The organism is Streptomyces deserti, assembly GCF_054782695.1.
Genome location: NZ_BAAGRZ010000019.1, coordinates 122,048 through 139,186, shown reverse-complemented (window position 1 = coordinate 139,186; position 17,139 = coordinate 122,048). Strand labels below are relative to the sequence as shown.

Genomic DNA, 17,139 nt, shown 5'->3' with positions numbered 1-17,139 from the left:
CTCGCCCTCGGCCTCGTCGCCCTCGTGCGCTGGATCGGCTCCGGACGACAGCAATCCCTGCTGTCGGTCGAGAACACGGTCGGCGTCGCCAACCCCGCAGGCGAGACCGTATGACCACCCAGCGCTCATGCTCCCGTGGCACACCATCCTGCGATCACCGAAAGAGTCCTGCGCATGACTGACACGCTCACCGCTCCCTCAGGGGAGTCGGCAGTCCTTCAATCCGTTCCCCGTGGTTTCCTCGCCCGCGACTGGCAGCCCGCCACCGGCGGTCGCACCTTCGAGGTGCGCAACCCCGCAACCGAAGAAGTCATCGCCACCGTGGCCGACTGCGGCGCACAGGACGCCTTGAGTGCACTGGACGCGGCGGCCGCGGCCGCCGACCGGTGGGCCTTCACCAGCCCGCGGGACCGCGCGCGAGTCCTGCACCGGCTCACCGACGCCCTGATCGAACACCGTGAGCGTCTGGCCCGGATCATCACCCTGGAGATCGGCAAGACGATCACCGAAGCCCGGGGCGAGGTCGACTACGCCGCGGCCTATTTCCGCTGGTACGCCGAGGAAGCGGTCCGCCCTCACGCGCGCAGCACCCCCTCCCCGGACGGCAAGAGTCACATCGTCACCGTCGCCGAACCGGTCGGGCCCTGTCTGCTGATCACTCCGTGGAATGTTCCGCTGGCCATGGCCGCCCGCAAGGCCGCCGCTGCCCTGGCCGCAGGCTGCACCGCCGTGCTCAAGCCAGCCGCGCTCACCCCGCTGTCCTCCCTGGTACTGGGCGAGCTGGCGCGTGAGGCCGGCGCGCCCGCGGGTGTCCTGACCGTGATCACCAGCAGCGACGCGGCAGCGGTCACCACGGCTCTGCTGGCCGACCCCCGGCTGCGCAAGCTGTCCTTCACCGGGTCCACCCCGGTCGGCCGACTGCTGCTGCAGCAGAGCGGTGCCCGGGTACTGCGCACCTCGATGGAGCTGGGCGGCAACGCGCCGTTCTGGTCTTCGACGACGCCGACCTCGACCTCGCGGTCCGCGAAGCGATGATCGCGAAGATGCGGCTGGGCGGCCAGTCCTGCGTCGGCGCCAACCGGTTCCTGGTCCAGGAGGGAATCGCCGACGCGTTCGCCGCTGCGCTGGCCGAACGGATGGCCGCCATTCGGGTGGGTCCCCCGGACCTGGAGGACACCGACCTCGGCCCGCTGGCCGACCACCGTGCGGTGAACAAGGTCCGCCACCTCGTCGAGGACGCCGTGGCCCGCGGTGCCGTTGTCATCGCCGAGGCGGACATCCCCGACGGGCCGGGCTACTACGCCGCCCCGACCGTGCTGGACCACGTCCCCGCTGACGCCGCGATCATGCACGAGGAAGTCTTCGGCCCCATCGCCGCCATCCACCGGTTCTCCACGGAGGCCGAGGCCATAGCGGTGGCCAACGACACCGAGCACGGCCTCGCGTCGTACCTGATGACGTCACACCTCGACCGCGCCCGCCGGGTCGCCGCCCGTTTGCAGGCCGGAATGGTCGGCATCAACCGCGGCTTGGTCTCCGAGGTCGCGGCACCCTTCGGCGGGATCAAGCAGTCCGGCCTGGGCCGCGAAGGCGGGCCCGAGGGCCTCCACGAGTATCAGCAGCTCAAGTACTTGTCCCTGCCCGGCTTTCACACCTGAGCGAGCCGGACGGAAGCGTCCTGCGTTTCGGCAGCATCCGCCGGCCACAAGAACGGACCTGCTCGTATCCTGCCGATGCTCTGCGCCGGCCAGACCGGGGTCCCACCTCTCCGTGACCTTCGAACACACCGCAAGGCAGGGGGCGTCGAGCCGCCGCACGCCATCCACGCGGCACAGCCTCGATGATCGTCGACTCCGGAAGAGGCGGCGCCCAGCACTGCGACTACGACCGCATGACGACCAGTTGCCCGACATGACGGGCCCGCCGGCGCCGCTCGGCTGCCGACCGCACGCGACCCGGCCACACAGGACAGAGAACACGACAGGACGCACGCCATGAAGCAGATCCCTTACTGGATGGACACAGCCCCCGCCCTGCCCGACCGTTGCGGGAAGGACCTGCCCGACGAGGCGGACGTGGTGGTCATCGGCGGCGGTCTCACCGGCCTGTCCACGGCCTACCACACTGCCCGCAAGGGCGCCCGCGTCGTCCTCGTCGAGAAGGACAAGGTCGGCTCGGGAGCCTCCGGCCGCAACGGCAGCATGTGCACCCAGGGCATCACCATCAGCACCGCCGAAGCCCGCAAGCGCTACGGCCAGGAGCGCGCCCGCGAGCTGTACGACGCCTTCCGCGACGCGGTCGACGTCGTCGAGGAGATCACGCGGACAGAGAAAATCGACTGCGATTTCCACCGCGCCGGACGCCTCGCCGTCGCCGCCAAGCCGCGGCACTTCGAGGCGATGCGGGCCAAACAGCGTGACCTGGCCGAGAACTTCGGGCACCAGACACAGCTCCTCACCCGCGGCGAGCTGAAGTCGGAGCTCAGCTCGGACTTCTACCACGGTGCCCTGCTCGACCCGGACAGCGCCGCCCTCCACGTCGGCAAGTACGTCCACGGCCTGGCCGAGGCCGCCGAACGCGCCGGCGCCGAGATCCACGAGCGCAACGCCGCCACCGGCCTCACCCGCCTGCCGGGCGGCGGCTTCCTGGTCGAGACCCTGGGCGGCACCATCCATGCCAAGCAGGTCATGGCGGCCACCGACGCCTACACCGACAAGTCACTGCCCTGGTTCCGTAAGCGGCTGATCAACGTCGGCAGCTTCATCATCGTCACCGAACCGCTCGGCGAGGCGCGCGCCAAGGAGCTGATCCCGAACGCCCGTCTGGTGGTCGGCTCCAAGAACATCGGCCACTACATACGCCTCACCCCCGACCACCGTCTCGCCTTCGGCGGCCGGGCAGCCTTCACCCCCTCCAACCCGGCCTCCGACGCCAAGAGCGCAGAGATCCTGAAACGGGACATGACCGCGAGCTTCCCGCAGCTGGCAGGGGTGCGCATCGACTACCTGTGGGGCGGCCGGGTCGGCTTCTCCTGGGACCGCATCCCGCACGCCGGCGAGGTCAACGGCCTGTACTACTCCATGGGTTACTGCGGCCACGGCGTCCAAATGGCCACCTACATGGGCCGTGCGGTCGCCGAGATGATGGACGGCAAGCCGGAGGCCAACCCGCTGCGCGGCCTCGGCTTCCCCAAGGTCCCGGTCCCCTTCTACAACGGCACCGCCTGGTTCCTGCCGTTCGGCGGCGCCTACTACAAGGTCAAGGACAAGCTGCGCTGAGCCGATGCCGACAACGGCGACACTGCGGGGCCCTTTCGCCTCCCCCTTCGCGGAAGGTCCCCGCAGTGACGGGCGCGGTGCACTCCGTCCTGGAGCAGTTCGTGGTCGGCCTGACCAGCGGTTCGGTCGCCGTCGTATCCCGGACGAGACGACCACGCTCCGCGTGGAGGACGCGGACACCCGACCGGAGTCGGCGCCCTCGAACCATCCGGAGCGCACCGCCGAGCCATGCCCCGCCGGCATGCTCTCCCCGGCCTTCGCCTCCGTCAGCTGAGCCCGGACCGTCAGCCGCGCCCGGCGTCCAGAGGCCCGAAACACGCGTTAGCGCTGCCGCCTATGAATCCCGGGCCGGGCACATCCTGAGCCTGACCAGCAACCACCACGCACCATGCTCCGCAGGACCCATGGCACCCGCGAGCGCGAAGCCCGCCTCGACGCGTTCCGCTGGCTGCACCGCTACAACACCCGACGCCGTCACTCCCGCCTCGGACACCGCAGCCCGATCGCTTACGAGACAACATCCGAAACAACATCAACTACGCTGGCACCAGCCGCACAACCCGTGTCCAGGATTCGGGGTCAAGGCCCGGACGCGGCCTGGCCCGACATCGTGATCTCCCAGGCCAACGGCCCATACTTCGACACCTTGGAGGCCACCTTGGAGGCCTGCCCTCTGCGTCGACGGCGTCGCCGTCCTGGGCCGGGTGGCGGTCCACCGGACCGGGCTGGGCTCATCCGAGCGTGATCCACCCATCCGGGATCCACCCCTCCACGTAGCCTTCCAGGAAGGCGTCGAGGTCCGCGATCGCCAGGTGTGCGACCTGCTCGGCGGCCTCGCGGTAAGGGGACGACAGCAGTTGCGCGCCGTCCCACGGCGGACGCAGGTCACCGGGTGCGGGGACATGCGCGGTGAACAGACGGTGTTCCGCGCGCTGTTGGCCGCACTTCCGTGCTCGGCCGCGGGAATCCGGCCGGCGACCCTGCCGAAGCGGAGCGTGCCGGCAGGGGCCATCGCCCGGGCGAGACGGGCGGCGGCCGTCCGGTATGGCTCGCCCATCGGGCGCCGGAGGGCGGGCAAGGTCGGCGGACGGATGTGGCCTGCAGATCCCCGAGGACACCGCCGTCCACCAACACCTCTACGGCGGCCGCGAAGACACCGAAGCCGGCTTCTCCCAGTTCGACCGCTCCCTCTGGAACCGCCGCATGATCGCCTTCGGCGCCGAATCCCAGAGCCTCGTCGTCCTCGGCTTCCTCCTCGCCCAGAACGCCACCAGCGCCGCACGCTACAAAGAAGACCCCACCTATGCCGACGCCGGCACAGAGACCACTGACCTCAGCGACGACAACACACACCGCCGATCATGAGCCCGGCTGAGGCGGCATCAGCCTCAGCCCACCACCCCACCCCGATCCGCTACCCGGTCAGGGACCGCCACCTCGGTGGCAGTCCTCACCCTTTGCCGAGACCGCGGCGAATAGTCACTCAGAGTATTCAGCCACGTTCTCCGCAAGGCCCCCCTTGTGGATACCGCATGCCCCGGTGATACCGCAGGAGCGACGAGCCATCAGCCCCTAAGACTCCACGAGTTCAACCTCAGTAGCAGCTGCCGACCGCGCGGTGTAGCGTCGTCATCGAGCAGTCGTGGTTCCGAAGTCCCGTTCGCCCGTGATCACGATCATGGGCATTTTTGCTGTACAGCGCCTCTCCGGACCAGGACGATCACCTCCCGGGCCCGCAGGGTGCGAGCCCGGGTTTCCCTCGAAGGAGCAGGCCATGGCCAAGGGCACCGTGAAGTGGTTCAACAGCGAAAAGGGATTCGGCTTCATCGAGCAGGAGGGCGGCGGACCTGACGTCTTCGCCCACTACTCCAACATCGCCGCTCAGGGCTTCCGCGAGCTGCAGGAGGGGCAGAAAGTCGAGTTCGACATCACGCAGGGCCAGAAGGGACCGCAGGCGGAGAACATCCGACCGGCCTGACCACAGCGCCCCGCAGGGCCGGCCGGCAGGCTCATGGTCGTCGGCCGGGACCGGGCGCGCGCGGAGCGCGTGGCGGCCCGCTTCGGCGCTGAAGCGGCCGCGGGCTACGCACAGGTGCCTGCGCGCCGACGTAGAGGCGGTGTACATCCCGCTGCCGTACAGCCTCCACCACCGCTGGGCGTCGGCGGCACTCAAAGCGGGCAAGCATGTGCTGGTGGAGAAACCGATGGCCGTGACCGCGGAGCAGGTCGCGGACCTCGTGTCCCTGGCCGCCGACCGACGCCTCGTCCCGCCGGGGGAACGTCATGTTCCCGCACCACCCGAGGCATCGGCGTGTACGGGAACTCCCACGGCGGGCTGATCGGACGGCTCCGCAGCATCCACACGGTCTTCGGCATCCCGATGCCCCCGCCGGGCGACGTACCCCACCGTCCGGAGCTGGGGAGCGGGGCGCTTGGACGTCGGGGTGTATCCCGTGCGTGCGGCGCAGCTCTTCGTAGACGGGCCACTGCGGGTCGCCGGAGCGTGCGTCGAGAAGGACCCGGACACCGGAGTGGACGGGTCCGGCACCACGCTGCCGCACACGGCGGACTGCGTCCTCGCGACCCTGGCCTTCTTCGGCGACGGGGTCTCCTACCGGGGTGCCTACGGGCTGTGGGACGAGGAGGGGCGGATCGTCGTCGATCCGGCCTTCGCTCCGGTGAGCGGGGTGTCGGCCGTCCGGGTGGAACGGGACGGCCGGGCCGAAGACCTCCGCGTGCCGCCGTGGGACCAGGTGTGCGGGTCGGTGGCGGACTTCGCCAGGTCGGTCCGGGAGAGCTGGACCTGGCCCCCGCGGACGGGGCGGTGAGCCGGGCGCGGCCGCTGTCGGAGGTGGGCGCCACGGCGCACCGGCTGACCGCACGCCGATCCGCCACCACCCCTCCCAGCCTGACCACCGCTCACCGCGGCACCGCACGGGCCGCCACCGCCACGCCCAGGACCGCGACGAGCAGCGTCGCCAGCGCCGTGCGCAGACTCCACTGACCGGCCAGCGCGCCGATCACGGGGGGCGCGAGCAGAAACCCGGGCCACTGCCCGACGACCGCCACGGACACCCCCTCCCCCGCGGTCAGCCCCGGCTGGCTGCCGGCCACGGCGAAGGCCGTCGGGGTGACACCGGCGATGCCCACCCCGAGCAGCGCGAAGCCGCAGAACGCGGTGGCCGGGTGCGGCCAGGCCACCACGGCCACCGTCCCCAGCCCAGCGGCGAGCGAGGACAGGCGCAGCATCCTGCGCCGACCGAGCCGTTCGGTCAGCCAGTCGCCCCGCAGCCGTGTCACCGCCACGGCCACGGCGTACATGGTGTACACAGCGGCCGCCGACGCGGACGCGAGTCCCAGGGAGTCGGCGGCGTAGATGGCGCTCCACTGTGTCACCGCGCCCTCGATGAAGGACGCCTGGAAGGCGATGAACGCCAGCAGCAGCAGGCGCGGGGTGACCCGTCGCCGGATGCGCCGCACCGGCCCTTCCGTGCCACGGTCGCGAGCGGGCGGCCGCTGATCGGGCAGCCAGTGGGCCACCACCAGGAGGGACGCGCCGAGCACCAGGCTGGTCACGGCCATTTGCGCCGCGGGGGCGACGCCCAGCGCGGCGGCCAGGGTGCCGAGCAGCCCCCGAACAACACGGCGATGCTGAAACAGGCGTGGAAGCTGGACACCAGGGGGCGGCCGTAGCTCCGTTCCACCTCGACCGCCTGGGCGTTCATGGGGACGGACAGCAGGCTCGCGGCGAAGCCCCAGGTCACCAGGCCCGCGATCAGGGCCACCGGAGTGGAGGCCGACGCCATCAGAGGGGCGTTGACCAAGGCGAGACCGAGGCCGTTGGCTGGCGGGTGGTGACCCGGGCGAAGGGCTCTCCCGCCTGCCGATCCGGTGCGCGCAGGATCGTCAGCCGGCCCCGGCCCGGCGCCGACGGGTGTGAACACAGGCCAGGTCTGCAGGACGGTCGCGAGAATGATCTGAAGCTCCGCCCAGGCGAAGTTCTCACCGATGCACTTGCGGCGACCGTCACCGAAGGCCAGGAACGAACCCCGGGCCGAGGAGACGGTTTCGGGTGTCCAGCGATCCGGGTCGAAGACACCGGGATCGGGGAACACCTTCGGATCGTGCTGGTGAAGGTACGGGCTCCACACCACGTCGGCGCCTTCCGGGATGCGGTGGCCTCCCAGGTCGACGTCGCGGGTGGCGGTCCGGGTCACCAGCCAGGCCGGACCGTACTTGCGGATGGCTTCCCGCAGCACCTTGCGGGCGTAGGGCAGATGGTCCACGTCGGCGTAGGACAGCGGGCGGTCGCCGCACACGCGGACGAGTTCCTCACGCAGCCGCTGGTTGACCTGCGGATTGCGGGTGATCTCATACAGCGTCCAGGCCAGCGTGGTGCCGGTGGTCTCGATCGCCCCGGTCAGCAGGGTGATCGCCTCGTCCTGCAACTGCTCGCGGGTCAGCGCATCCCCGGCGGACAGCAAAGTGTCGAAGAGGCCGGCCTGCTGCTCCTGGTGCGCGTGCGGGCATCCGGAAGCGCCGAGCGCGGCCTCGGTACCGGATGCCGCGGGGCGGGCCGCCCGGCCCAGGCGGTGCTCGACGGCCTCGTCGATGAGGGCACGCAGCCGGGCCACGCGCTGGGCATGGGCCCGGTTGGCCGGCAGCGGAAGACGAGCGGCCCACGGCGGGAGGATGGTCTGTCGGATCGTCCCCTTCATGATCCGCGGCATCAGCGAGGTGAACTCACCCGCCAGATGCCCGGGCAGATCCGCGCCGAACAGGGCCACGAGGAACGCCGCAAGGGTGACCTCGTTCATGTCCGCATACACATCACGCGGCTGCCCCTCGGGCCATGCGCCCACGATCGTCCGCACCTGACGGATCATCGCATCGCCGCGTTCAGCGATATGGGCCTTGTTGAACATCGGCTGCATCAGCCGCCGGTTACGCAGACGGGCATCACCATCAGCGATCGTGGCCAGCCCGTCACCGAAGAACACCCGCAACGCATCAATGATCTTGCCGCCCTTGGCAAAGCACGCGGCATCGGTCACCAGCACCTTTCGGGTGAGCGCAGGATCGGTCACGACATACGCGGGAGTGGGCCCTATCCGTATGCGGACCACACCGCCGTACTCACCCAGCGAGTCGATGAAAGGCAAAGGATCACGGGCCAGCCGAAGGCCGTGCCCGACCAGCGGGAGACCTCCCGGCGCGGTACGGACAGGCAACAACGCGGCAGCACTCACAGCAGACAACACTCCTTCTGAGGGGCCGTCGACAAACGACCCATGCATGCCCACACCACCCCCGCACAATGCCACCCCGCGACGATCCCTGAGTCACACGTGACACCACCCGCAGCAAACCCTGACCAGCACAGCACTCCCGAAAACCCGACAGGCCTGAGACCCGCACCCCGCACAGCCCCGGCCACCACACCGCAACACGCAGCACCACACAGCACCGCGAGCCAGGGCCGTGTCTGCTGCGTGGCGCGCGCGACCACCCGCAGGTGCGGCCATTTCGCACCGCGGCCACTCTGCATATTCACGACCACGGCGCCGATCCCGCACGCCCGGTACTCGCGCACACGCTCGGTCACTTGATCCGCAGTGACTTACAGGGCGATGGCGCGTACTGCGGAATACCGGATGCCATGCAGGCGGCCCACAGCCTCCATGCCCCGCCGCAGCCGATCGCGGCCCACCGCCCCGCACGCCCTGTCGCTGTTGTCAGTGACGGTCTCTCAGTAGCCGCTTGTGATTCGGATTGTCGGCATGGGGCTGGCGTCTACGTCGTAGGGCACACCGCAGTGCAGCTCGCGCGGCGAACCCGGGGATTTGTGAAGGCTGTCATGACTGGGATTGCGCTCGGAGTCTCATTCGTCCAGGCGGCTCAGTGCCCGCATGGCCTCGTGCTCCATGCGTGAAAGATCGCTGAGGATGGTGCCGGCCTGTACGAGGCACTGTGCATCGCCGGATTCACCGGCTTTTGTGATCAGTGCTGCGACTTCCGTCCACAGGGTGGCTGCCTCGGTGTACAGCCCGTGGCCGGTGCGCAGGTGGCTGCTGTCGAGCAGTTGGGTGCATTCGGCGAGGAAGTCGCGGTAGAGGTTGCGGAACAGGGCGCCGCCGGTGCCGGCCTTCTCCATCAGGAGGCCGGCCTGCGGCAGATCCCGCTGCGGGTTGTCGGTCCGCTGGAGCCATGCGGGCACCAGCTTGCCGGCCTTCTCGATGCCTCGGTGGCCGAGGTTGGCGATGGGCGGGTTGAGGAAGGCGTCGGCGCAGGCGGTGATGGCGGGAATGATCTGGCCCTGTGGGGAGGGCAGGTTCCTCGGAGCGGTGAGGGTGAAGGAGCGGTGCTTGGCGGTCATCGGGCCGCGCGCGGCCCTGGCCTGGGCGAGGCTGGTCAGGCTGGTGGATACCGCTCCGCCTTGCTGGTCGGTGTCCACCAAGTAGGCGTCGTGGTCGTCGTAGCCGTACATGGCGACGACATGGCCGCCGAAATGCACCTTCGACGCGAAGTGGTCCAGGTAGTAGCTGTCGAGCTGCAGTCCGACGGGGTGGCCGGCGTCGATGAGGGCCGCCACGTTCTCCCACGCCCTGCGGGGCGAGGCGGTCTCCTGGACCAGGAGCTCCAGCCCGAGTCTGGTGGCCAGGTTTCTGGTGAGGTCGAAAGGCCTGACCCGTCCCCCGAGGAAGGGGAAGCCCATGTTCTTGCTGTCCCAGTAGATGAAGGACAGACCGGAGCCGAGGCCGAAGAGCATGGGCTCGGACAGATCGAGTCCCTGGTGCCGCAGCAGCACCCCCAGGGCTGACGTCTCGCAGTGCTGCGTGCCGCGGGCATCGATGTCAATTACCGTGGTCATGCCATGCTCTCCTGGACGGGGATGATCAGCTGGGGCATCAGCTCTTCTTGCGGTGCCTCTGCCGGCCCGACGAGATAGGCCTCACGTACGGGCGCTTGCGGGCGCGGTCCGCGCTCGTGGACGGCGGCGAAGAGAGCGTTGTAGGCCAGGGGCAGCTGGGCGTAGCGCCCGATGCGCATGGTCTCGGCAACGGGCCCGCCGGGCAGCACCTCGAACTCCAGGCCGGGCGTCCCCTCCCCCTGCGGCGTCTGCACTCCGACGGTGATCTCCATCCGCTCTTCCATATCCAGCGGGTACAGCCCCCACAGCGGCGGCTCCCATCCGATTCCCGCCTTGCCGAGCACGGGCAGCAGCCGGCCCACGCACTCCTCGACCTTCTGCCCGATCTCCACAGGGGTGCAGACCGCTCGTACCACTGCCTGGGCGCAGGCGAGCCCAGGCCGCCCGCAGCACCGCTGTCGAGACCGGGGCAAGCCCGTGCGCTCCAGAAGCGCTGAGGCGGCGGCCCACGACCTGCGGAACTCACGAAGGCCAGCGCTTCACTATCCAGGCAGCAACAGCCACACCCCCGAAGATTGCGGTCAAGACTACGGAAGGCATCAAGCAGTCAACGAAGAGCGGCATGGCGGAACGCTAGCCTCGCCTCCGTGATGGCGCCCACCCCGCTGCACGCTGTCCTGGTTGCGCGGGCCGCCACAGGCGCCCCCCGCCCGGCGAGTGCTACCACCAGGACGAAGCCCGGTTGACAGGGCGCTGCCCAGCGCGCCGCGCTCCGGCGGCCGTCCGGGCGCCGGTCAGGCGTAGCCGCGCCGCCAGTTCCAGCCGATGAAGGTGTGGCGCAGCGCCACCTCGAAGTGGCAGGAGGCGCGGCGGGTCGCAGGGTCCGGCCGGTGCCGTCTGCCTTTACGACCTCGGGAGGAATTGACTTCTGCGCGTGCTGGCCTGCGGGTTCGGCTGGTGTGTGATCAGCAGGCCGTCGGCCGGACGGATATCAGGTGTGTGCTGTGCCGAGGGCGTATGGGCCTGCGGGCGGAGCCGTCGGAGACGGGTCCGGCGATTGCCAGGTGGTTTCAGCGTAGGTGTCTCGGCGTCCGGTGAACCGTTGGAGTGGGCGCCACTGTTTGTACCCGGCGTGGTGCGTTCCACGCAGATCCGGCGGGAGGGCTGGCGGCGCCTTGCTTCGTGCCAGGCCCGCTTGGCGCCCTCGCAGGCATCGTCCCCGGGGGGCGCCGCACTTGGACTCCAGTGCCATCGATGCGTAGGTCGACGCCCTCGTTCTGGGCGTAGGCGAACACGTCCCCAGGGTGCGGAGGCGCGGGCCGGGCCGCTCCGGGACGGCGAAGCCGCGGGCTGCGAGCAGGGGCCTCACCTGGCGGACGGCCACGGAGACCGTGGAGCGGTCGACACCGGTACAGCTCGGCCAGCGCCTCGTGAGGTAGCCCCCAGTCGCAGGCAGACCAAAGTGACCAGCAGCCGGTCGGTGAAGACCAGCTTCGGCTTGCGTCCGGCTCCCGGGGCCCGCCTGCGGGCCCCGCCGCGTTCCTCGGCGCGAGCAGACTCGCGGGGGCCGACTCCCAGCGTGGCGCAACTTCTTCGAGTGACTCGCCGAAGTGTCGGCGGGAGATGCCGGTGCAAACAGGATGGGACGAGGCCACGCGGAGTAGCTCGTGATTCACACCTAGAGACCCCGCGTGGCCGTCCTCATGTCACGGCCCGCCTCAGGGACGAATCCGCCCTGCGCTCAATCGGCGAGTTTCGACGACTCGGACGCCCAACCCCCGGATCCCTAGCGGAAGTCGTCCGCGTGCTCCTCCGCCCATGCTCGGAACGTCCGCGCCGGCCGCCCGAGTAGCTGTTCCACGGTGTCAGTCACTCGCTCAGGCGAGTCCACGAATGCCCTCCACGCCTTCAGCCTGGCCTCCACGAACTCTGCATTCCCCCAGGCCGCTGTCAACTGCTTGCGTGCTGCCTCCAGCGGCAGCTCCTCCCACCGCACCTCGCGCCCGACCACCTCGCCGATGATCCTTACCTGCTCGGCATGGGTGATCGACTCGGGTCCCGTGATCACGTATTTGCCCCCGTCGTGCCCAGGGGAGGTGAGCACGTGTACGGCCACGTCCGCGATGTCGCGCTCGTGGATCAGCGATCTGGATGCCTGACCGTACGGCCAGCGCACGACTCCGCGCCTGACCTGATCGGCCCACACCAGCGTGTTCGTGGCGAAGTCGATGGCCCGCAGGAACGTCCAGCTCATCCCGGACTTCCGGATCAGCCGCTCCATCTCCTGGTGGAAGATCGTGGCCTGCTCGCCGTCCGCGAGGTCGGCCACATCGGTCGACAAGTACACGACTCGCTTGGCGTGTCCGGCGATCGCCTCCACCACGCTGGGCTCCACGGGAATCCCGGGCCACATCAGGTACACGCTCTCCACACCGCGCAGCGCGGGTTCCAGTGTCTTCGCAGACGAAAGGTCACCACGCACGGCCTCCACGCCCTCGGGCAGCGACGTCCTGGCCGGGTCGCGCACCAGCGCCCGAACCTCAAGCCCAGCCCCGGCCAGCGAGGAGACCACATGCTTACCTACGTTGCCGGTCGCGCCGGTCACAAGAATCTTGGTCACAGACAGGCCAACCCCGGCCGCGCCTGGACTATGCCCAGCCATGGGCTCCGGCTCACGATCACACAACTCCCTATTCCTCCCGGGGCCGTTAGGCCGAGGTACGAGTGGTGGGTGTTGGGCGTACCAGGTCCCGGTCGCGTCGAGGATGCCCCGGTAGGCGGAGTCCAACGCATGCCTTGCTCCGGGAGGCGGGGCAGTCGGCGGCACAGTCGACGCCCGCGGTGGCGGACTTCGGCGATCAGCCCGCGTCCCAGGGCTCGCGGTTCCACTGCTGGGTGGCGTCGGTGGCCGCGCTCACGCCACGGCTGCCCTCGGTGGTCCAGTCCGACGTCAAGTGCGGGCCGGTCATGCGGATACCGCCGCAGTCGTACATCTCGTTCCAGCTGGAGAGCCGATGCCGGCCGCTCTCGGATCAGGTCCGGGGTGTCCCGGACGCCGTGGTGCACCGTCACCGTCAGGCGGTGCGGCCGCAGTCGGTCGCCACCATCGCGTACACCTCGGGTACCACCGGGCCGCGGCCCAGGGGCTGCGTGATCACCCATGCCGATCTCGCGGCCGTGTCGACCCCGAGGCGTCCGCACACCGGCGCCGGTTGCGCGGGAGGCAACTGTCCCGCTCCGAGCACGTGGCGGTCGGCGAGGCGCTGCATGCGGAGATCCAACGGGCCGTGTCCATGGCGAACAAGCCTTGAGGGGACGGTCACTTGGTGGTAGGTCAGGGGGTGTCGAGTGATGTCCGTGTGACGACCGAATGCCGCCTTGTTCGCATCTGTGGGGCCCGATAACTGTCGTGTGCAGTGGCACATGCCCGATGACCGACCACCATCGGAGACCCCCATGCTGCGGGTGCACTTCACTCCCGAGGACATCGCTCGCGTACGCGTCGCCGCCGCCCCCGATCCGCTCTGGGAAATCACCAACAGCTTTCAGCTCCTGGCCCGCAAGGACACCTCGCTGGTGTTCGGGGAATGGCGGCGCCTCGTCCGGCAGCAGCTTCCGTCGTGCGGTCCCGTACTGGGCTCCGTACTGGGCCCACTGCTCCCGCCGCGCGGATACTCCCCGGACTTCCTCACCCCCGATCTGTGCGGTTCCCACGACCTGGACAGCGCGGTCGACACCCTGCTCAGCACCCCCCGGGCCTGCCTGCGCCGTGATCTGCTCAGACTCGCCGCCTCCTCCGGCCGGTACAGACCGCTGCCGTCCGGGACCCGCGCTCTGGCCGAGGGCGCCCCGGAGGCCCTGCGTCGGCTGGGTGCCGCCCTGCGGGCGTACCATCAGCACGCGCTGGTCCCCTTCTGGCCGCACATCCGGGCAGAAGTGGACGCCGACCGGGCCGAGCGCGCCCGGGCGGTGCTGAGCGGCGGGGTCGAGGGCCTTCTGGCGAGCCTGCGTCCCGTACTGCGCTGGGAACCGCCCGTGCTGGAGGCCGACTATCCGGTCCACCGGGAACTGCGGCTGCGTGGACGAGGACTGCTGCTGCAACCGTCGTTCTTCTGTTCCCGTACCCCCGTCACGCTCGTGGCGGAGGAGCCGGCGGCCGTACTCGTCTATCCCATCCAGCACACCCTCGGCTGGGCCGGGGACCACAGCGGCGGCACGGCGGAACGGGTCGCGGCGCTGGGTGCCCTGATCGGTCGCACCCGGGCCGCCATCCTCGAGGACGTGGTGGCGGGGCGTACGACGGGGGAACTCGCCGGGCGGTTCGGCATCTCCGGGCCGGCCGCGAGCCAGCACACCGCCGTGCTGCGCCGGGCCGGGCTGCTGCGGAGCGTGCGGCGCAGCAGGTCCGTGCTGCACACCATCACTCCGGCAGGACTCGCCCTCCTCGACAGCCCGCTGCACACCCCGCTGCAGACCTGAGCCGGCACGACGCCTAAGCCACAACTTCCACGTGTGGCGGCGGCGCGCCGTCCGGCGACAGCCTCTTGGTACGGGAACGGAGACCAGGGGGGTACACCGTGCGACGCCGGAGCAGCGCCATCACCACGGCCGTCACGATCGTCGCGGCGACCGCGGCCGTCGCCGTACTGACGGGCTGCACATCCGGGCCGGGTTCGGGGGAACCGGCCGCGGCGGCGCGGCCCGCCGAACCGGTCCGTGAGCTCACGCAGGCCGAGCAGGCCCGCCTCGGCCACGCCGAAGAGCGCCTGATCCAGCGGTGCATGGCGGATGAGGGCTTCCGCTACTGGGTCGATCCACCGCCGAGCGCCGACACGTTGCGGGCCTTCACCCGTGGTTTCGTCCTGAGCGACGTCGCCTGGGCGCGGGAGCACGGGTACGGCGAAGAGCTCCAGCGGGCGTACCTCTCCGCGAAGAAACGCGACAGGAACCTCGCCTACCGCAACAGCCTGTCCCCGACCCTGCGTGAGCGGTACGTCACCGCCCTGAGCGGCGGTCCCGAGTCGCCCGTGCTGTCCGTCGGGCTCCCGGCCGGAGGGGCGGTCCGCACCCTGGACGGCGGATGCCGGCACGTCGCCCGCGCGGAGCTGTACGGCGACACGGAGGCGTTCTTCCGCGCTGACAAGATCGCGACCAACCTCACCCCTGTCTACACGCCGAAACTCGTCCGCGACAAGCGGTTCACCGCGGCCCTGCGTAGCTGGTCCGACTGCATGCACGGGGCGACCGGCCGCCGCTACGCCGACCCGGACGCCGTCCGCACCGACCTGCACCAGCGGATCGACGGGCTCGACGCCTCGAAGGCGCGGGCGGTGGAGGTCGGGACGGCGGTCGCCGAGGCCACCTGTGCGCAGGAGACCGGCCTGCGCGACACCCTCACCCTGCTGGACCGTACGTACGGCGATCCGGTGCGCGAGCGGCACGCCGAGGAGATCGCCACCAGCAACCGGATGAAGCTGACCGCCCTGCGGCGGGCGGACCGGATCGGCGCCCGCGGCTGAGGCGGCGAGCCCCGCGTCTGCCGCCCGCAGAGGGACCCATGGGCCACGACTACGCCGATGACCGATCGGCAGACAAACAAGATCGACAGACAGACAAAACAGACAAGAGGGGAATCCATGCGCAAGATCCACGCAGTCATCGCGGCAGCAGCAGCGACCCTGGCGGCGGGCACCCTGCTCGCCGGCCCTGCCCAGGCGGCACCGGACGGGGTCAGGGGGCCGAACTGCGACCGCCTGTGGCGGACGTACCAGAACGACGGGAACGTGCGGGCCTGGCGCGACCTGGACTGCACCGGCGAACTGCTCGGCGTGACTCCGGGTGGCGACTCCAACTGGCACGACGGCTCGGGGCCGTTCCAGGGCTCGGACGGCGATGCCGCGACGTCCCTGATGAACACGGGCACACCCGGGATCGACAACGTCCAGTTCTACGTGCACGCGGGCTACGGCGGCGGCACGGGATGCGTGGCCCGGGCCGAGTACTACGTCGACAGCCTGACGGACAACAGGTTCAGCGACGGCTCGGCCGCGAACGACGCCATCAGCTCCCACCGGTGGTCGTCCGGCTGCACCAACTACTGGACCTGAGCCCGGCGGCAAGACCTGAGCCCGGCGACAACGGCGGGACTCGTACATCGGCCCCACCGGAACCGACATCGGCCCCACCGCAACCGGCGGAGCCGCTTCGGCGGTGACGCCGGCATCGCCCGGCCGTACGGCACCACCGCATGACCGGACCACCACGGCCCGCTCGCCGCCTGTCGGCGGGCGGGCCGTACCCATGGGGAGATTCACGGGCGGGCAGCACCCCGCGGCCCCCTGTCGATTGCCGGTGAGGCGACGGGGTACTGGCCCACCTCAGGAGGGAGCCCAGCGGGCCGTCGGCTTCCTCTCCGACAGCGGCTTCCCCGTCGAACGCACCGCGATCATCGGCTCCGACCTGCGGATGGTCGAAACCGTGCTGGGCCGCCTCACTCGCGGCCTAGCCGCCCTCGCCGGCGCGGGATCAGGAGCCTGGTTCGGGCTGCTGATCGGTCTGCTGTTGTCCTTCTTCGCCGCCGGGAACAACGCCATCGCCCTCTTGCTCAGCGGGCTCGCCTACGGCGCCGTCTTCGGAGCCGGCGAGAGTCCTGACCGGGTCCGTGTCCTTCTGGCCGGCCCGCTCGACGCGGGACTGGCGCGTATCGCCCGCCGACGCCCCGCACCGGCGTCGACGGCCCCGGCTTGCTGCGCGAAATCCTGGCGCGGCTTCGGGAGCTGTGAGGTCCTGAGCGGGGTGCGATCAGCGGCACAGACGGGCCGAGTGGGACTCGCTCACCTGGGCCTGACCGCCTCCGCAGGTCCTCACCGCAAGGCCTCGCCGCAGGTCCTCGCCGCAGGTCCTCGCCGAGCCAGGAATATGGACAATTTGCCACGAGTTGTACTGTGGGGAGTTACACAAGTGTCCTGAAGGTGACATGTTGAGTCACGG

At 70.2% G+C, this 17,139-nt stretch carries 14 protein-coding genes and 2 pseudogenes; 11 read left to right on the top strand and 5 right to left on the bottom strand.

All coding sequences use genetic code 11. From position 1 onward, the window contains the following. Positions 1–174 precede the first annotated feature (174 nt). The 6 genes and pseudogenes from ACYVMZ_RS27155 to ACYVMZ_RS27130 all read left to right on the top strand — a co-directional run bounded on the left by ACYVMZ_RS27155 (position 175) and on the right by ACYVMZ_RS27130 (position 6,106). Positions 175–1,658: pseudogene (locus tag ACYVMZ_RS27155) on the top strand (NAD-dependent succinate-semialdehyde dehydrogenase). A 336-nt stretch (positions 1,659–1,994) separates the two neighbouring features. After that, on the top strand, positions 1,995–3,278 hold the full coding sequence (locus ACYVMZ_RS27150) for an NAD(P)/FAD-dependent oxidoreductase (RefSeq protein WP_461084103.1): 1,284 nt from the start codon (positions 1,995–1,997) through the stop codon (positions 3,276–3,278). A gap of 1,044 nt (positions 3,279–4,322) precedes the next feature. Beyond that, a complete protein-coding gene (locus tag ACYVMZ_RS27145) occupies positions 4,323–4,643 on the top strand; it encodes a hypothetical protein (RefSeq protein ID WP_461084102.1) in 321 nt (106 codons plus the stop codon). A 409-nt stretch (positions 4,644–5,052) separates the two neighbouring features. Continuing rightward, the gene (locus tag ACYVMZ_RS27140) at positions 5,053–5,256 is read left to right on the top strand and encodes a cold-shock protein (RefSeq protein ID WP_461079260.1); all 204 of its coding nucleotides are present in this window, start codon (positions 5,053–5,055) and stop codon (positions 5,254–5,256) included. 139 nt (positions 5,257–5,395) lie between these two features. Continuing rightward, entirely contained in the window at positions 5,396–5,617 is a 222-nt protein-coding gene (locus tag ACYVMZ_RS27135) for a Gfo/Idh/MocA family oxidoreductase (RefSeq protein WP_461084100.1), read from the top strand. 114 nt (positions 5,618–5,731) lie between these two features. Beyond that, complete coding sequence (locus ACYVMZ_RS27130; protein ID WP_461084098.1) at positions 5,732–6,106, top strand: hypothetical protein; 375 nt, start codon at positions 5,732–5,734, stop codon at positions 6,104–6,106. A gap of 91 nt (positions 6,107–6,197) precedes the next feature. Here ACYVMZ_RS27130 and ACYVMZ_RS27125 read toward each other — a convergent pair whose 3' ends face one another. The 5 genes from ACYVMZ_RS27125 to ACYVMZ_RS27105 form a co-directional block, all read right to left on the bottom strand. Then, positions 6,198–6,860 carry an MFS transporter gene (locus ACYVMZ_RS27125; protein WP_461084096.1) on the bottom strand — a complete coding sequence of 221 codons (663 nt, stop codon included), beginning with the start codon at positions 6,858–6,860 and terminating at the stop codon, positions 6,198–6,200. Then, complete coding sequence (locus ACYVMZ_RS27120; protein WP_461084094.1) at positions 6,851–8,527, bottom strand: cytochrome P450; 1,677 nt, start codon at positions 8,525–8,527, stop codon at positions 6,851–6,853. Before ACYVMZ_RS27120 ends, ACYVMZ_RS27125 begins: the two co-directional genes overlap by 10 nt. Positions 8,528–9,159: 632 nt before the next feature. Next, positions 9,160–10,149: a BtrH N-terminal domain-containing protein gene (locus tag ACYVMZ_RS27115; RefSeq protein WP_461084092.1), complete on the bottom strand. Its 990-nt coding sequence runs from the start codon at positions 10,147–10,149 to the stop codon at positions 9,160–9,162. Continuing rightward, the gene (locus tag ACYVMZ_RS27110) at positions 10,146–10,541 is read right to left on the bottom strand and encodes a GyrI-like domain-containing protein (protein ID WP_461084090.1); all 396 of its coding nucleotides are present in this window, start codon (positions 10,539–10,541) and stop codon (positions 10,146–10,148) included. The genes ACYVMZ_RS27115 and ACYVMZ_RS27110 overlap by 4 nt, the downstream gene beginning before the upstream one ends. A gap of 1,394 nt (positions 10,542–11,935) precedes the next feature. Further along, positions 11,936–12,769 carry an NmrA family NAD(P)-binding protein gene (locus tag ACYVMZ_RS27105; protein ID WP_461084088.1) on the bottom strand — a complete coding sequence of 278 codons (834 nt, stop codon included), beginning with the start codon at positions 12,767–12,769 and terminating at the stop codon, positions 11,936–11,938. Positions 12,770–13,200: 431 nt separating this feature from the next. Here ACYVMZ_RS27105 and ACYVMZ_RS27100 point away from each other — a divergent pair. The 5 genes and pseudogenes from ACYVMZ_RS27100 to ACYVMZ_RS27080 form a co-directional block, all read left to right on the top strand. Beyond that, positions 13,201–13,317 (top strand): annotated as a pseudogene (locus tag ACYVMZ_RS27100) (AMP-binding protein); the annotation flags it as partial. A gap of 288 nt (positions 13,318–13,605) precedes the next feature. Then, positions 13,606–14,628 (top strand): ArsR/SmtB family transcription factor, encoded by a 1,023-nt coding sequence (locus tag ACYVMZ_RS27095; RefSeq protein WP_461084086.1) that lies wholly within the window; start codon positions 13,606–13,608, stop codon positions 14,626–14,628. Positions 14,629–14,726: 98 nt separating this feature from the next. Then, positions 14,727–15,668 carry a hypothetical protein gene (locus ACYVMZ_RS27090; RefSeq protein ID WP_461084084.1) on the top strand — a complete coding sequence of 314 codons (942 nt, stop codon included), beginning with the start codon at positions 14,727–14,729 and terminating at the stop codon, positions 15,666–15,668. A 117-nt stretch (positions 15,669–15,785) separates the two neighbouring features. Beyond that, positions 15,786–16,256 (top strand): hypothetical protein, encoded by a 471-nt coding sequence (locus ACYVMZ_RS27085; protein ID WP_461084082.1) that lies wholly within the window; start codon positions 15,786–15,788, stop codon positions 16,254–16,256. A 193-nt stretch (positions 16,257–16,449) separates the two neighbouring features. Then, positions 16,450–17,118 carry a general stress protein gene (locus ACYVMZ_RS27080; RefSeq protein WP_461084080.1) on the top strand — a complete coding sequence of 223 codons (669 nt, stop codon included), beginning with the start codon at positions 16,450–16,452 and terminating at the stop codon, positions 17,116–17,118. Positions 17,119–17,139: the final 21 nt, after the last annotated feature.

What these genes read in the sequence shown, in the direction of transcription:
- ACYVMZ_RS27150 (WP_461084103.1), top strand. Translation starts at nt 1,995, where the DNA reads ATGAAGCAGATCCCTTACTGGATGGACACAGCCCCCGCCCTGCCCGAC.
- ACYVMZ_RS27145 (WP_461084102.1), top strand. Translation starts at nt 4,323, where the DNA reads ATGGCTCGCCCATCGGGCGCCGGAGGGCGGGCAAGGTCGGCGGACGGA.
- ACYVMZ_RS27140 (WP_461079260.1), top strand. Translation starts at nt 5,053, where the DNA reads ATGGCCAAGGGCACCGTGAAGTGGTTCAACAGCGAAAAGGGATTCGGC.
- ACYVMZ_RS27125 (WP_461084096.1), bottom strand. Translation starts at nt 6,860, where the DNA reads ATGGCCGTGACCAGCCTGGTGCTCGGCGCGTCCCTCCTGGTGGTGGCC.
- ACYVMZ_RS27115 (WP_461084092.1), bottom strand. Translation starts at nt 10,149, where the DNA reads ATGACCACGGTAATTGACATCGATGCCCGCGGCACGCAGCACTGCGAG.
- ACYVMZ_RS27095 (WP_461084086.1), top strand. Translation starts at nt 13,606, where the DNA reads ATGCTGCGGGTGCACTTCACTCCCGAGGACATCGCTCGCGTACGCGTC.
- ACYVMZ_RS27085 (WP_461084082.1), top strand. Translation starts at nt 15,786, where the DNA reads ATGCGCAAGATCCACGCAGTCATCGCGGCAGCAGCAGCGACCCTGGCG.
- ACYVMZ_RS27080 (WP_461084080.1), top strand. Translation starts at nt 16,450, where the DNA reads ATGGGGAGATTCACGGGCGGGCAGCACCCCGCGGCCCCCTGTCGATTG.